Below are 14,557 nucleotides of genomic sequence, written 5' to 3' on the forward strand. Positions count from 1 at the left end.
CGAATGCGGCATAGTCATCCAAACGGGTTAGTGCGGCGCGGCATGCGCCGGCTCCGCACAAAACAATCCACACTGGAGTTTTCAAAAAAAATTCGCGGCCATGTCACACCGGCCGTCGCTCGCTCGTCATGGTATCGGAACCAACGAAAGGAAACGGAACCATGACTGCCAAGATCGACCTTTTCGCCGCTGCCCCGCAACTGATGAAGAGCTGGACCAGTGTCTCGATGGCCGTTGCCGCGAGCCTTGACGCCACTATTATCGAACTCGTGAAAATCCGCGCCTCGCAGATCAACGGCTGCGCCAACTGCATCAACATGCACACCCAGGAAGCCCGCGAAAAGGGCGAGACGGAACAGCGCATCTACCTGCTTTCCGCCTGGCGCGAAGCGCCCTGCTATTCCGATCGCGAGCGCGCCGCGCTAGGCTGGACAGAATCGCTGACGCGGCTTTCGGAAGGCCACGGCCATGAAGCGGCCTATCAGGCGCTGAAGGACCATTTCACCGAGGAGGAACAGGTGAAGCTCACGCTGATGATCAACGTCATCAACGGCTGGAACCGTCTGGCCGTCGGCTTCGGCCTCTGGGTCGATCCGGCCGCCGCCAAGGCCGCCGCCCAGGCTGCCGCCTGATGGTGGACAGCGCCTATGAGGACGCAGCGGCGGTTTTCGACCCGCTGCGTCCGAAGCTCGTCCGGGTCGCCTACCGCATGCTCGGCTCGGTCGCCGATGCGGAGGACATGGTGCAGGAGGCCTTCATCCGCTGGATGGGGGCCGACCGCACATCCGTGCGCGAGCCGGAGGCGTTCCTGCGTCGCACCGTCACGCGGCTCTGCCTCGACCAATTGAAATCCGCGCGGCTGAAGCGCGAGACCTATGTCGGCCCCTGGCTTCCCGATCCGGTCGTCGAGGAGGAGCCGGAGGACGACGTCACCCTGCCCCTGATGCTGGCGCTCGAGCGGCTGTCGCCGCTTGAGCGTGCCGCCTTCCTGCTGCACGACGTCTTCGGCCAGAGCTTCGATGAGGTAGCGGCAACGATCGAGCGCGACGCCGCCGCTTGCCGCCAGCTTGCGGCCCGGGCCCGCACCCATGTGCGCGAGGAACGCCCCCGCTTCCAGATCGAGCAGCAGCGCGGCCTGGAACTCGCCAACGCCTTCTTTGCCGCCTCCCGCCACGGCGATATGAAAACGCTTGGCTCCATGCTCGCAGCCGATGTCAGCGTACATTCCGACGGCGGCGGCAAGCGCCCGGCCGCCCTGCAGCCGATCCTCGGCTTCGACGCTGTGATGAAGGTGCACGCGCAACTGGCCGCCCTCTTTGCCAAGTACGGCTCGACGCTCGTGCGCGCCGGCTTCATCAACGGCCTGCCCGGCTTTGTCACCCGGGAGGCCGATGGCGAACTGCAGACGACTGCGCTGGAGATCGAGAACGGCAAGGTCGTGGCGATCTACGTCGTGCGCAACCCGGACAAGCTGGTGCATTTGCACTAGAACCCGGGTTGCCACGTTCCCAATGACCTACGCGGCCAGTTGGCCGGCCGGAATCCGCGCGATCACCTTGATCTCGAAATCGAAACCGGCGAGCCAGTTGACGCCGATGGCGGTCCAGTTGGGATAGGGCTTTTCGCTGAAGATCCGGTTCTTGACGGCCATGATCGTCTCGAACTGGTGTTCGGGGTCGGTGTGGAAGGTCGTCACATCGACGATGTCGTCGAAGCTGCAGCCGGCTGCCGCGAGCGTCGCTTCGAGATTGTCGAAGGCGCGTTCGACCTGGCGTTCGAAATCCGGCTCCGGGGTGCCATCCTCACGGCTCCCCACCTGCCCCGAGACGAACAGCAGGTCCTGTGACCGGATGGCCGCGGAGTAGCCGTGCGCCTCGTAGAGCGCATGACGATTTGCCGGAAAGATTGCGTTGCGTTTGGTCATCGGTCTGATCCTTCTCGTAAATTGAGGGCGCGCAAACGGGCGCGCGCTGCCGTTTCAGGCAGAACTTCACAAAACCCGCTTCATTTGATATACGGAACGTATCTGAAATAGCGAAATACGACGCGTATGTCAAATCCATATACGCGCCGTATCTGAATTTGAGGTCAATGATGGCCAGAAGCCGCCAGGAAACGATGGAGGAAAACCGCGCGAAGCTGATTTCGGCCGGCCGAAAGGCCTTTGCCGAAAAGGGCTATGCGGCGGCCTCGATGGATGAGTTGACCGCCGATGTCGGGCTGACGCGCGGCGCGCTCTATCACAATTTCGGCGACAAGCGCGGGCTCCTGGCCGCGGTCGTAACGCAGATCGACGGCGAGATGGCCGCCCGCGCCAAGGCGATCGGGGCAGATGCGGCAGCCGGTGACCACTGGCAGGCGATGCTTGCCGAAGGGGCGGCCTATATCGAGATGGCGCTCGATCCCGAAGTCCAGCGCATCGTTCTGCTCGATGGCCCGGCCGTGCTCGGCGACCCCTCGAAATGGCCGAGCCAGAACAGTTGCCTGCTGGCGACGAAGCGATCGGTAGAGCAACTGCTGGACAAGGGCGTGCTGAAGCCGGTCGATCCGGAAGCGGCCGCGCGGCTCTTGAGCGGTGCCGCCCTCAACGCTGCCCTCTGGGTCGCCGCCAGCGACGAGCCGAAAGCGGTCTTGCCGAAGGCGATCGACGCCTTCCGCGCCATGGCCACCGGCCTGCTGGCGGAGCGCTGATCCGCCCCGTTGGGCGGTCGTCGCGGCGGCAAGGACTAACGGGCGTTCGCGCCCACCAACTCCCAGAGGTCGATGCCTCCCGAGCGCCCCTTCACGTGCACCATCCCCATCGCGCGGAAGTCGAAGAGGTCGGCAACCGCAGACTGCACCGCCCCGCTCACCAGGATCGACGTGTTGAACTCCTTGTTCAGCCCCTCGAGCCGCGAGGCGACGTTGATCGTGTCGCCCATGGCCGTGTATTGCTGCCGCGCGATCGCGCCGAAGCTGCCGACGACCGCCGGCCCCGTATGCACGCCAAAGCGCGTGAACAGCTCCGGCCGGCCGCCTTTGCGGTTGGTCTCGTTCAGGCGATCGACCGCCGCCTTCATCGCCAGCGCGCAATGACAGCCATTCTCGATGTGCTGCGGATCGGCAACCGGCGCGTTCCAGATGACGAAGATGCTGTCGCCCAGATACTGGATCACGGTCCCGTGGTACTGCTCGGCCACCGTGTTCAGCATCTCGAAATAGGCCGAGAGGATATCGACGACTTCTTCCGGCGAATGCTGTTCGGAGATGGTGGTGAAGTCGCGCACGTCGGTGAAAAGCGCCGTCACCTCCTGCCGCCTGCCCCGGACCGCCGCCCCGCCTTCGGGGTCAATGATCCGGCGCACCACCTCGCGCGGAACATAGAGCGCAAACTGGACGATAGCGCGCCGGCTGGCGGAAAGCGCGCCGCCAAGCGTATTGATCTCGGTGATCCAGGAATGCGGGGCGTCCGTGCCGGCAAAGTTCAGGTCACCGATCCGCCGCGCCTCGTCGGCGAGGTGATAGAGCTTGCGGCTGATCACGCGGGACAGCATGAGCGAGCCGACCACGCCGGCCACCAGCACGGCTGCGGCAATCATGAGGTTGCGCACCAGGAGCCGGTTTGCCTGCACCACCAGATCCTGCAGCGGCACGACGATCGCGACCGAGCTGCCCTTGAAGAGGCCGGATACGCTGACGGGTGCCATCTGGACCAGATAGCGCTCGCCGGCAAAATCGGCTTCGGCAAGACCACCGCCCGCATAGGCGGGATCCTTGCGCAGCCCGGCGACGACGTCGAGGCTGGGATCCAGGCTGCGCATGCCGGCGCCGCCACCACCCGACCAGGCGCCGAGGATTGTGCTCATGACCGCGGGATCGGAATGGGCGACGAGGTTGTTGTCGCTGCCGATGACATAGGACCGGGCCCGCGGTGAGATCTCGCGCGCATCGAGAAGGCGGCTGATGGTCTGAAGGTGGATGTTGGTGCCGACCACGATCCCCTCCTTGCCCTTCAGCGGAACGGCGAGCGCCAGCGTCGGAACCTTCAGCGTTCCGGTGACATAGGGCCCGACGGAAACCGGACCGCCGGCTCGCAACGCCGTCTGATACCAGGGGCTCTGCCGCGGGTCGAAATTGGTGCGCTCGAACGGACGCTCCCCGATCGTCTGCGCCGCAGCGTCGAGGAACCGAAGGGTCGAGACGGTGCCCGCGTCCTTGGCATGCGCAAGCAATCGAACGGCAAAGGCGGTGCCTGCCGGTGCCGCCAGACTTTGGCGAACATAGTCCCGCCCCGTGTTGATCACCTGCAGGTAGGATCCATCAGGATAGCCGGCGTAGACGCTCGTCGCGTTGGAAACGCTTCTGAGCACCTCCAGGAAGAACTGCTCCTTCGGCTGCAGGTCGCCCGGCGGCGCGACGGCCAACTGCGGCACGGTGGACGCAAGCGCGACCGCCTCGTGGCCGCCCTCGAGCGCATTCCTGTAGCCCTCGATCAGCCTCAGGCTCATCTCGCGCATGTGCTTTTCGCCGGCAAGGATCGCCGCCTGCCGCCCCTGGCTGAACGCCATCCAGATGATCGGCGTCGCCGTTAAGATGAGCAGCGCCACGACGAGCACGCTGAGATGCACCCTGAGAGGCCTGGACCAGTTCACGCAATTCCCCCGAAACGCGACTGTATGGAGGCGACCCTAGCACCTGCCCTGGCGAGGAGGAATGCATATTCTTTCAAAGAAATAGGCCATTTCAATCTCTGATGAGAGAATGAAATGGCCCGGTACAGGTGACGGTTTTCGAGCGTCAGTTCAGCGGAATGGCGTTGCCGTCCTTGCTGTCCTGATAGACGGAGGAGAGATCGTCGTATTTCGCCCGGATCGCCTCGGCGCGGGCCTTGAGTTCCTGGCGTTGCGGCTCGGGCAGAGCGTCGATCAGCGCGTGGATCGACTGGCCCTTCCAGAAGGCATTGGTGCGGTTGTAGCCGCCCGGCTCCAGCGTGAAGACCTCCTTCAGGATCTTCAGGTCATGCGGAATGGAGAAACTGTCGCGGGAATCCTCGTGGCTGAAGAAGTAGAAGAAATTATCGAAACCCGCCCAGGTGATCGCCGAAAGGCACATCGAGCACGGCTCATGCGTCGAGAGGAAGATGAGGTCGCGGCTGTCCGGCCGCTTCTCGCCCTCGATCTCGTAGAACCGCTTCAGCGTGTGCACTTCGCCGTGCCAGAGCGGGTTTTCCGTCTCGTTGTTGGTTTCGACAAGCACGGTCGAAAGATCGGATTTGCGCATCAGCGCCGCGCCGAAGATCTTGTTGCCGGCGGCAACGCCCGCTTCCGTTGCCGGAATGATGCCCTTCTCCATCGTGTGAAGCAGTGCATCGAGCAGCGCGTAATTGTCGGTCTCACGTGTCATTCCCAATGTCCTTTTGTTGGGTTTTTCAATCAACGCCAGGAAAAACAGGAAGCGGCTTCCTGCCCGGAATGGCGGGTTTCACAAGCAACTCCAGAAAAAGTGCGAAGCGGTTTTTCGTCCGGAGTTGCGTGTCTCAAAACAATCCCAGAAAAAGTGCGAAGCGGTTTTTCGTCCGGGATTGCGTAATTCAAAGCAACCCCAGGGAAAGCAGTCTGGGATTGCATCATTTCAGGGAGCTTGCCGGTTCAGTGCGCCTCCGCCGCAATCAGCGGCACCTCGGTGCCCTTGGCATCGTAGAGCTTGCCGTTGAGGAAGTAGTCGCCGTCGTGCAGCCTTGCGATGTCCTGGTAGCGGATCGTGCGTTCGGTTGCAGCCACGAAGACCGACTGCTGGTCGGAATTGCCTGCGGTGAAGTGATTGAACAGGAGGTTGAGCAGGATCGCCATGACGGCCGCCGACGAGATGCCCGAATGGAAGATCGTGGCGACCCAGGCCGGGAAATGCTCGTAGAAGCCGGGTGCCGCAATCGGGATCATGCCGAAGCCGATCGAGGTCGCAACGATCACCAGGTTCATGTTGTTGTTGTACTCGACCTTGGACAGCGTGCGGATGCCGCTTGCCGCAACCGTGCCGAAGAGCACGATGCCGGCGCCACCAAGCACCGAGGTCGGCACCGAGGCGACGACGCGACCCATGATCGGCAAGAGGCCGAGCGTTACCAGGAACAGGCCGCCCGTTGCCACCACGTAACGGCTCTTCACGCCCGTCACCGCCACGAGGCCGACATTCTGGGCAAAGGCGCTCTGGGTGAAGGAGCCGACGACCGGCGCGAGAATGCTCGACAGCATGTCGGCACGAAGGCCGTCACCAAGCCGGCGCGAATCCACCTTGGTTTCGACGATCTCACCGACGGCGAGAATGTCGGCCGAGGTCTCGACCAGCGTCACCATGATGACGATCAGCATCGAGATAACAGCCGCAAGCTCGAAGGTCGGATAGCCGAAATGGAAGATCCTCGGCAATGCGAAGACCGGGCCGTTTGCAACTTGCGAGAAATCGGTCATGCCGGCGACATAGGCAATGCCGGTACCGATAACGATCGACAGCAGGATCGAAAGCCTGGAGATCGAAGCGTTGCCGAGTTTGCTCAAGAGCAGCACGATGATGAGCGTGACCGCCGCAAGCTGGATATTGGCGGTACTGCCGAAGTCCGGCGCCGCCTTGTTGCCGCCCATCGCCCAGAATGCCGCAACCGGCATCAGCGTCAGGCCGATGGTGGTAATGACGATGCCGGTGACGAGCGGCGGGAAGAAGCGGGTGATGCGCGAAAACACCGGCGTGATCAGAAGGCCGATCAATGAGGCCGCGATGACCGCACCAAGGATCGCCGGAATGCCGCCATTGCCGGAAATGGCGATCATCGTGGCGACACCCGAGAACGAGACGCCCTGCACCAGCGGCAGGCGGCTGCCGAAGAACGGCACGCCGATCGTCTGCAGGATAGTGGCGAGGCCACCGGCGAAAAGCGAGGCGGTGACGAGCAGGCCGACATCGCTGGAATTCAAGCCCGCCGCCTGGCCGAGGATCAGCGGAACGGCGACGATGCCGCCATACATGGTCAAGACGTGCTGCAGGCCATAGGCCAGATTGGCACCAATGCTCAGCCGTTCGTCTTCCGGATTTTGCGCCGGATTCTGGGTATGCGTAGTGTCCTCTGAAATGCTTGCCAAGGGTATCTCCTCCATACCTTCGCGATATGTCCCGTCTCCAGCGGGACAACCAAAAGGGTACTGAAGGTAGGCAAATCTCGCTTTCCTAAAAAAGGCGAAACACCTTTCGGGTTTTGGGCGGGAATGGTTGGGGCGGGAATATCTGCCGCAATCGGCCTTTTTTAAGCGGTTTCCGACGCTTTCAACCGCAAAATCCGATCGCCAGGGGCAATCTGCTCCACCGATAGGCCATTCAAAGGAGAGCAGAGATCATCGCATTGCGCAATGGTCGCGGCGCTCTCGTACCGCTTTCCCCGCCGATCGAAGGGGCACAATGAAGCCGAGGCGGCCGCCGGCACCGCCCGTGTCACCGTTGCCTTCACTGCGAAAGTTCCAGCCCGGCACCCGTTGGACGCGACGGCCCCCTAGAGGCTGCAGCCCGGATGCTTGTAGAGATCGGCCTGCGACAGATCCGGCGGGCATGGCGAGCTCTTGCCGCTCCCTTGGCCGCAAGCCGAGGGCTTGATCTGCGAGATCGCCGAGTAGTGTCCCTGGGAAACATGCACCCGGACGCAGGTCTTGGTGCCGGCATTCCACCAGGTATTGTTGCCGCCGACGTCGACATAGCCCCTGGACTGCATCTCGCTCTCGGCGCCAGGCGCGCGTGCGCCGACGAGATCGGCGATATCGGCCGGCGATTTGGCAAGGGTTGGTGTCGGAAGGGACATCAATGCTGCTGCTGCGATTGCGACTGTGAAACGCATCGGACGAATTCCTTCTGAGCAAGAAGAGGCTGTTCGCATGCTAGCGCGACTGTATTAGCAGAGGAGAAAATGGATGGCGAGAACAATCACGCAACCTGCGAATGCGCGGCGACAACCACCGGCCGTCGCCGCCGCTCGACGGCAGGCAAAGGCCGCCGCTCAGCCTGATATCGGAGGCAACGCGGGCGCATCAAGCCCGCGGAACGGATCGCGCCAGGCGTCGATCGCCTCGAGCTGCCCGGCCCAGCGCGCAAGTGCCGGATAGTCCGCGAGCGGCAGCCTTGCCACATCATTGTAGGGCAGGAATGTCGCCATGCGAAAATCGGCGTAGGAGACCGCCTCGCCGACCAGCCAGGCGTGACCGGAGAGTTCGGCATCGAGCAGCCGGGCCGCCTTGTGGAACGCCTTCATCCCCTCCTCCACCATGGCCTCGTCACAAGTGCCGATGCCGTAGCGCAGCTTGGTGCCGCGCTCCCAATGCACCATGTCACAGGCCTTCACGAAGTTCTCCTTGCTCCAGCTGATCCAGCGGACCATCTCCGGCTCGTCGTCATCCCTTCGCCAGAGGTTGGAGCCGACCTGGCGAGAGAGAAAGCAGGCGATCGCATCCGCCTCCCACAGCGCCCGGCCGGGACGCTCCAGGATCGGCAAAAGCAGGTTGGGATTGAGCGGCCGATAGCGGTCCGCCTGCCCCGGCGCCAGCGGCTCGGCATATTCGAACGCGACCTCTGCCTTCAGAAATCGGGCCGTGGCGACCGCCAGGCGCGGATTGGGGTTGCGGCTGAAATAAAGCTTCATGCGGCTTGGTCCTCCGTGTGCACATCCTGAAGACGCACGAATGCTGCGTTTGCCGACAGAGACCGAGACAAAATCGACCGCGACTCTAGCCGGTGCCGGGCGTGTGACGTCCGCGCCAGAGCAAGACCGACAGCACCGCATGAACTGCGATCGCAGGCCACAGAAGGACGCCGGTGGAGCCGTCCGTCAGTCCGAACCAGGCCAGATAGAGCGTGACGGCCGCACTGTAGATCAGCATGCCGATGAGGCTTGAGTTCTTCCAGCAGGCAACGCCCAGGGCGATCAGGGCAATTCCCGCCACCCGGGCCGTCGGGATCGCAGGCCCGGTGAGTAGCTCGCCAAGCAGCACCTGCCCCACGAGCGAAGGCGCCACCACCAGTGCGAGCCCTGTTGCCATCTCCCCGAAGGCGGCGAGATCAAGCACGCGTATCATCGGAACGCACCTCTGCCAGTCGTTTGTGTCCGGGCCTTGCGATGCAAGGTCGCCAGAGCGTCCCATGTGCGTTCACGTGAACGCACGGCGCTCTAGGGCGTTGCGTTTGGCTTCAATTCGAAAGTCAGTTTGTCGATCTTGCCCGTAAAGCGGAAGGGCGTGTCGTAGCGGTGTTCCAAAAGGGCGACGCCGGTGCGCGTGTCGAGACCGACGTCGAAGGTCTCATCCTCGGGGAAAGTGACCGGGATGCCATGATCGATGCTGTTCCTGGCGACCTCCTTGCCGTCCACCGACAGAACGCCGGTGCCCCCGGCGCCAAGTCCCTTTCCATCCGACTTGAAGTCGAAGACGATCCTGTGTTTGCCGGGTTCGAGTTCCGGTCCTTCCCACAGGGTGCGCTTGAGGTCGAGGAGATTGTAGAGGAACACGACCTTCCCACTGCCGACACCGAAGTCGCCCTGGCTGAGGAAGAGGCCGTAACCGCCAAAGCGGCCACCCTCGGTGACGATCATGCCTTGCGCACCGCCGTCGGGTATCTCGACATCGGCCGTAATCGTATAGGACTTGTTCAAGGTGCTCGGCGCAGCGCTGGCCGGCACACCACTCAGTTCGCCGCGATAGGTGAATTCCGTACGGCCGGCCGTCAGGTTCGGCCGCGGGGCATTCCAGCGTGCGAGCGTCGAATTGTCGAGCGGCAGCACGTTGTACTTCTTCGCCTCGGCATAGAAGAGGTCCTGCAATTCCTTGAGTTTGTCAGGCATTTTGGCGGCAAGATCGGTGAATTGCGTCGGGTCTTCATCGACGTTGTAGAGTTCCCAGTTGTAGCCGGTGATCACGTCGGGCGGCGTCTTGGTGCTGAGTTCCCACGGCAATGTCGCGGGCGTCGTCGCGGCGACCCATCCGTCGTGGTAGATCGCGCGGTTTCCCAGCATCTCGAAGTACTGGGTCTTGTGTTCGGTCGGCGCAGCGGCATTCGCCTTGTCCCATGTGTAGGCCATGCTGACGCCTTCGATCGGCTCCTGTTTGATGCCGTTGATCGTCTCCGGTTGCGGGATGCCTGTCGCCTCCAGGATCGTCGGCACGATGTCGATGAAGTGGTGAAACTGCGCGCGGACACCGCCAGCGTCGTTGATATGGCCGGGCCACGACATGACCATGCCCTGCGCCGTCCCGCCGAAGTGCGATGGCACCTGCTTGACCCACTTGAACGGTGTCCCCATCGCCCAGGCCCAGCCGGCTGCGAAATGCGGGAATGTCCGCTCCGAACCCCAGAACGGATACCAGAGAAACTGGTCCTTCACCGGAACGTCGACGCCGTTGAATGTGGTGAACTCATTCGGCGTGCCGTTGAGCATGCCCTCGGCGCTCGCGCCGTTGTCGCCGCCGATGTAGATGATCAGGGTGTTGTCGAGCTCGCCGATATCTTCCACCGCCTGGATGACGCGCCCGATCTCGTTGTCGGCATAGGCAAGGTAGGCGGCGTACACATCGGCCTGCCTGATGAACAGTTTCTTCGCCTCCAAACTGAGGGAATCCCATTGCGGCAACCCCTCCGGCCACGGCGTGAGCTTCGCGTTCTCAGGCATGATGCCGAGCCGCTTCTGATTGGCGAAGATCGTCTCGCGCACCTTGTTCCAGCCCTCGTCGAAGAGGTGCATGTCGCTGATCTTCTTGATCCATTCGGGCGTCGGGTGGTGCGGTGCATGGGTGGCACCGGGCACGTAATAGACGAGCCAGGGCTTGCCCGGGGCGATCTCGCTCAACTGCCTGATGTGCTGGATCGCTTCGTCGGCCATGGCCGTTTCCAGGTTCCACTTGGGATTGCCTTCAAACGGATAGATGGCCGTGGTGTTGCGGAACAGGTTCGGCTGCCACTGGCTCGCATCGCCGCCGACGAAGCCATAGAAATAATCGAAGCCCATGCCCGTCGGCCACTGGTTGAAGGGCCCCGCCTGGCTTGATTGATAGGACGGCGTGTTGTGGTTCTTGCCGAACCACGCGGTGGCGTAGCCATTTTCCTTGAGGATCGTGCCGATCGTTCCTTTCTCGATCGGGATGATCGAATCGTAGCCCGGATATCCGGTCGCGATCTCCCCGACGACCCCGTAGCCAACCGAATGGTGATTGCGCCCGGTGATCAGCGCCGCACGAGACGGCGAGCAGAGCGATGTCGAGTGGAAGTTCGTGAAGCGCAACCCCTCCTTGGCGATGCGGTCCATGGCCGGTGTCGGAATGACGCCGCCAAAGGTGCTGGGCGCACCGAAGCCTTGATCGTCCGTCATGATCAGCAGCACATTGGGCGCGCCTTTCGGCGGCACGACCCGCGGAGCCCACCAGGGCGTCGATTCCGAGGCCTTTTCCTTGATTACACCGCCAAAAGCCGGACTTGGTGACGGAAGCTGCTTACCCGTAATTGTTGTCGTCGCTCCCGGGGCGCCGAGCGTCCCTGAAACCTGCTGTGCCCATGCGGACGTAAAACCAAGCGCGAAGAAGGCTGCACCCGCAAGCATGCTCTGGCCAATGGTCATGGCGAACACCCCTATTGCAGATCGTTGAATCTCCACCGATTTAGGCTAGTCTAATATACGCAAACCAGACCCGAGACGCGAGAAGTTTACGACCGGTGTTCTCCATCCGATCCGTCGCAGACGGTCTGCCCGATGGCTTCCCCGGAACACTTCACCAGTTATCCGGCTCCGAACATCGCATCTGTGAATTCGTTTCCCATATCCTGCGAAGCGTACCCCGCTACCGGGACTCCGCTCCCTGACCTATTTTTCCAAACAACGGCGATGCACCGCATCACCTGCCCCATCGATCAGCAAAGGACAGGACACATGACACTCAAGGATATTCTGCCCGGCAAGCTCGGTTTCGGCGCGGCCCCGCTCGGCAACATGTTCCGCGAAATACCCGAAAAAGAAGCGCTTGCCACCGTCGAGGCCGCCTGGAACGACGGCATCCGCTATTTCGACAACGCCCCGTTCTACGGCGCCGGCCTTGCCGAGATCCGCATGGGCGAAGCGCTCGGCGGTCGCCCGCGTGACGAATACGTCATCAGCACCAAGGTCGGCCGGGTCATCCTCGACGAGATCGAGGACGTCAGCGCCCGCGACCTTGGGGAAAAGGGCGACGTCTTCCGCTATGGCCGCCCCAACAAGATCGTCAACGACTACTCCCATGACGCCACCCTGCGGTCGATCGAGGACAGCCTCAAGCGCCTGAAGACCGACCGGATCGAGATCGCCTTCGTTCACGACGTTGCCCAGGATTTCTACGGCGACGAATGGCTCGACGTTTTCGAGACGGCGCGCAAGGGCGCCTTCAGCGCGCTCGACCGGCTGCGCGACGAAGGCGTGATCAAGGCCTGGGGGCTCGGCGTCAACCGGGTGGAGCCGATCGAACTGCTGCTCGCGCTCGAGGGTCCGCGTCCCGATGGCTTCCTGCTTGCCGGCCGCTATACCCTGCTTGACCATGACCGCGCACTCCAGCGCGTCATGCCCGAGGTCACCAAGCGCGGCCTCGGCATTGTCGTCGGCGGCCCCTATAGCTCCGGCGCGCTCGTCGGTGGCCCGAACTTCGAGTATGCCCCGGCCACGCCGGCAATTCTCGACAAGGTCGCGCGTATCAAGGCGATCGCCGACCGTCACGGCATCTCGATGAAGGCGGCCGGCCTGCAGTTCTCGCTCGCCAACCCCGCGGTTGCCGCCGTCATCCCCGGCGCCAGCCAGCCGAGCCGCATCGCCGAAGACCGTGCCGCCCTGAACGAGGCCGTGCCGGCCGACTTCTGGCGGGACTTGAGGGCAGCCGGTCTCGTCAACCCGGAGGCGCCGCTACCGATTGCCGGCTAAGCAATTCCAGGAAAAGTGTGCGGCGGTTTTCCGTCCGGAATTGCGTCGTTTGGCCAAGCAATTCCAGGAAAAGTGCGCAGCGGTTTTTCGTCCGGAATTGCGTCGTTTGGCCAAGCAATCCCAGGAAAAGTGTGAAACGGTTTTCCGCTAGGACTTGCGACATTTGGCCAAGCAATTCCAGGACAAGTGCGCAGCGGTTTTCCGTCCGGAATTGCGAGAAACCGTCCTATCCTCGCCCGTCTTCCAGCGGGCGGGGCAGCCGGTGGCACCCCGCCGCGCAGCCGATCAGAACGGATTGACGTAGTTGGTGATCGCGATCTGGCGCAAAAGCACCCGGCGGATCACATGCGCCACCTTCACCCGGTCGGTGAAGATGGCCGCGTCCCCCGTGGCGCCGGCCGGCAGCCGTGCGGCGAAAGCCTGGTCGTCGAGTTTCACCCGCACGATGAAGGGCGCGGCGGAGACTGCCTCCGGGGTCACCGCCGTGCCGGACACCCGGGCTTGCCCGGAGGCGATCGCCTGCAGCACGCCCTCGACCTCACCGGTATAGGTCTCGCCGGGCGCAAACTTGAAGGTCGCCTCCACCATCTGGCCGGGCTCTATATAGCGCGCATCGATCTGGTTGATCTCGACCCCGATGATCGTCTCGGAGGTGTCGATAAAGGCCATGGCCGGCGACAGCGGCAGCGTCGTCACGCGCGCGCCCTTGCGCAGCGCAAGGTTGGTCACGTAGCCATCGGCCGGCGCCCGCACCGTCGTCTTGCCGAGTTCCCACTCGGCATTGCTGATCTGGGCTCTCAGATTGTCGACGTCCGCCTGGCGTTGCTGCACGTCGAATTCGGTTGCCGCATCGCGCGACTGCAGCTTCGTCATCTGCGCAAGCCGCAGCTCCTGCAGCGAAAGCTGCGCCTGCAGCGCGTCCACCTTCGCCTGGTAGGGCACGGGGTCGATGCGGAAGAGCACGTCGCCGGCTTTCAGCGGGCTGTTGGAGGCGACCGGCACCTCCGTGACCTCGCCGGCGACATCGGGCACGATCGCCACCGAATTGCGCACCACCAGCGCCTTGCCCTGCGGCGCGCCCCAGTTCATCGGGATGAACAGACCGACGAGAAGCAGCAGGAACACGATCGCCGGCGAAATCTTCCAGAACAGGTTGAAAGGCACGATCCTGAATTTCACCAGGCAGAAGAGGATCGCCAGATAGACATTGAAGAGAAAGACGATCATGGCTGGCCCGCCTCGCTCGGATGAACCTCGCCTGCAGGGGTCGCCGCCGGATGCGCGCCGCTCGGGCGCGGCACGTCGACATAGGCCCAGATGAGCGCGATCGGCCACAGCGCGAAGCCGAAGAACAGCGTCACCCAGCCCGCCACATTGACCGCCTCGCTCCAGGGATGATTGCGCCTTTTTGCGATCGACCCCGGCAGCATGGCGAGAAAGATCAGCACGGCGACCGTGCTCACCACGAGCACGATCAGCACGATCCAGGCGAAGAGATCGATAAAACTCATGAAGTTGCGCTCCCCTTCACGACGGGGACGCTAGACCCAAAGCCGGGCACTGCGGAAGTACGTAACGGTTACCGCGCCATACGGCTGCCCCTTTAGAGGGCGCAGGCAT

General features: G+C 63.0%; 14 protein-coding genes. 4 read left to right on the top strand and 10 right to left on the bottom strand.

The features are described 5' to 3' along the window. Positions 1-161 precede the first annotated feature (161 nt). Both IB277_RS09630 and IB277_RS09635 read left to right on the top strand, forming a co-directional pair. Positions 162-632, top strand: coding sequence for a carboxymuconolactone decarboxylase family protein (locus tag IB277_RS09630; RefSeq protein WP_034793267.1), 471 nt, complete (start codon positions 162-164; stop codon positions 630-632). Continuing rightward, positions 632-1,489, top strand: a complete 858-nt coding sequence (locus IB277_RS09635; RefSeq protein WP_134887850.1) for a sigma-70 family RNA polymerase sigma factor — start codon at positions 632-634, stop codon at positions 1,487-1,489. The genes IB277_RS09630 and IB277_RS09635 overlap by 1 nt, the downstream gene beginning before the upstream one ends. A gap of 27 nt (positions 1,490-1,516) precedes the next feature. On the opposite strand, the gene IB277_RS09640 is transcribed toward IB277_RS09635, so the two are convergent. After that, positions 1,517-1,924 carry a RidA family protein gene (locus IB277_RS09640; RefSeq protein WP_034793253.1) on the bottom strand — a complete coding sequence of 136 codons (408 nt, stop codon included), beginning with the start codon at positions 1,922-1,924 and terminating at the stop codon, positions 1,517-1,519. A gap of 170 nt (positions 1,925-2,094) precedes the next feature. Between IB277_RS09640 and IB277_RS09645 the strand changes: the two genes are divergently transcribed. Further along, a complete protein-coding gene (locus IB277_RS09645; RefSeq protein ID WP_034793250.1) occupies positions 2,095-2,691 on the top strand; it encodes a TetR/AcrR family transcriptional regulator in 597 nt (198 codons plus the stop codon). A gap of 35 nt (positions 2,692-2,726) precedes the next feature. Here the strand turns inward: IB277_RS09645 and IB277_RS09650 are convergent, their stop codons facing one another. The 7 genes from IB277_RS09650 to IB277_RS09680 form a co-directional block, all read right to left on the bottom strand. Further along, positions 2,727-4,631 (bottom strand): adenylate/guanylate cyclase domain-containing protein, encoded by a 1,905-nt coding sequence (locus IB277_RS09650; protein ID WP_127889128.1) that lies wholly within the window; start codon positions 4,629-4,631, stop codon positions 2,727-2,729. A 145-nt stretch (positions 4,632-4,776) separates the two neighbouring features. After that, positions 4,777-5,382, bottom strand: a complete 606-nt coding sequence (locus IB277_RS09655; protein ID WP_034793244.1) for a deaminase — start codon at positions 5,380-5,382, stop codon at positions 4,777-4,779. Between the two features lie 245 nt (positions 5,383-5,627). After that, on the bottom strand, positions 5,628-7,127 hold the full coding sequence (locus tag IB277_RS09660; protein ID WP_370689558.1) for a nucleobase:cation symporter-2 family protein: 1,500 nt from the start codon (positions 7,125-7,127) through the stop codon (positions 5,628-5,630). Positions 7,128-7,516: 389 nt separating this feature from the next. Beyond that, on the bottom strand, positions 7,517-7,855 hold the full coding sequence (locus tag IB277_RS09665) for a hypothetical protein (protein ID WP_113189652.1): 339 nt from the start codon (positions 7,853-7,855) through the stop codon (positions 7,517-7,519). Between the two features lie 159 nt (positions 7,856-8,014). Continuing rightward, on the bottom strand, positions 8,015-8,653 hold the full coding sequence (locus IB277_RS09670) for a glutathione S-transferase family protein (RefSeq protein WP_192370960.1): 639 nt from the start codon (positions 8,651-8,653) through the stop codon (positions 8,015-8,017). Positions 8,654-8,738: 85 nt separating this feature from the next. Continuing rightward, positions 8,739-9,086, bottom strand: a complete 348-nt coding sequence (locus IB277_RS09675) for a hypothetical protein (protein ID WP_192370961.1) — start codon at positions 9,084-9,086, stop codon at positions 8,739-8,741. 92 nt (positions 9,087-9,178) lie between these two features. Beyond that, positions 9,179-11,614: an arylsulfatase gene (locus tag IB277_RS09680; protein ID WP_192370962.1), complete on the bottom strand. Its 2,436-nt coding sequence runs from the start codon at positions 11,612-11,614 to the stop codon at positions 9,179-9,181. A gap of 309 nt (positions 11,615-11,923) precedes the next feature. Here IB277_RS09680 and IB277_RS09685 point away from each other — a divergent pair, with 309 nt between their 5' ends. Then, the gene (locus tag IB277_RS09685; RefSeq protein WP_090294139.1) at positions 11,924-12,937 is read left to right on the top strand and encodes an aldo/keto reductase; all 1,014 of its coding nucleotides are present in this window, start codon (positions 11,924-11,926) and stop codon (positions 12,935-12,937) included. A gap of 285 nt (positions 12,938-13,222) precedes the next feature. Here the strand turns inward: IB277_RS09685 and IB277_RS09690 are convergent, their stop codons facing one another. Beyond that, entirely contained in the window at positions 13,223-14,164 is a 942-nt protein-coding gene (locus IB277_RS09690; RefSeq protein ID WP_089043567.1) for an HlyD family secretion protein, read from the bottom strand. Then, entirely contained in the window at positions 14,161-14,448 is a 288-nt protein-coding gene (locus IB277_RS09695; protein ID WP_090294142.1) for a DUF3302 domain-containing protein, read from the bottom strand. The genes IB277_RS09690 and IB277_RS09695 overlap by 4 nt, the downstream gene beginning before the upstream one ends. Positions 14,449-14,557: the final 109 nt, after the last annotated feature.

The organism is Ensifer sp. ENS07, from assembly GCF_014852185.1.
Taxonomy (GTDB): Bacteria; Pseudomonadota; Alphaproteobacteria; order Rhizobiales; family Rhizobiaceae; genus Ensifer; species Ensifer adhaerens.

Coding starts and splice junctions, on each gene's coding strand:
- IB277_RS09630 (WP_034793267.1), top strand. CDS start 162: ATGACTGCCAAGATCGACCTTTTCGCCGCTGCCCCGCAACTGATGAAG.
- IB277_RS09635 (WP_134887850.1), top strand. CDS start 632: ATGGTGGACAGCGCCTATGAGGACGCAGCGGCGGTTTTCGACCCGCTG.
- IB277_RS09640 (WP_034793253.1), bottom strand. CDS start 1,924: ATGACCAAACGCAACGCAATCTTTCCGGCAAATCGTCATGCGCTCTAC.
- IB277_RS09645 (WP_034793250.1), top strand. CDS start 2,095: ATGGCCAGAAGCCGCCAGGAAACGATGGAGGAAAACCGCGCGAAGCTG.
- IB277_RS09655 (WP_034793244.1), bottom strand. CDS start 5,382: ATGACACGTGAGACCGACAATTACGCGCTGCTCGATGCACTGCTTCAC.
- IB277_RS09660 (WP_370689558.1), bottom strand. CDS start 7,127: ATGGAGGAGATACCCTTGGCAAGCATTTCAGAGGACACTACGCATACC.
- IB277_RS09665 (WP_113189652.1), bottom strand. CDS start 7,855: ATGCGTTTCACAGTCGCAATCGCAGCAGCAGCATTGATGTCCCTTCCG.
- IB277_RS09670 (WP_192370960.1), bottom strand. CDS start 8,653: ATGAAGCTTTATTTCAGCCGCAACCCCAATCCGCGCCTGGCGGTCGCC.
- IB277_RS09675 (WP_192370961.1), bottom strand. CDS start 9,086: ATGATACGCGTGCTTGATCTCGCCGCCTTCGGGGAGATGGCAACAGGG.
- IB277_RS09680 (WP_192370962.1), bottom strand. CDS start 11,614: ATGACCATTGGCCAGAGCATGCTTGCGGGTGCAGCCTTCTTCGCGCTT.
- IB277_RS09685 (WP_090294139.1), top strand. CDS start 11,924: ATGACACTCAAGGATATTCTGCCCGGCAAGCTCGGTTTCGGCGCGGCC.
- IB277_RS09690 (WP_089043567.1), bottom strand. CDS start 14,164: ATGATCGTCTTTCTCTTCAATGTCTATCTGGCGATCCTCTTCTGCCTG.
- IB277_RS09695 (WP_090294142.1), bottom strand. CDS start 14,448: ATGAGTTTTATCGATCTCTTCGCCTGGATCGTGCTGATCGTGCTCGTG.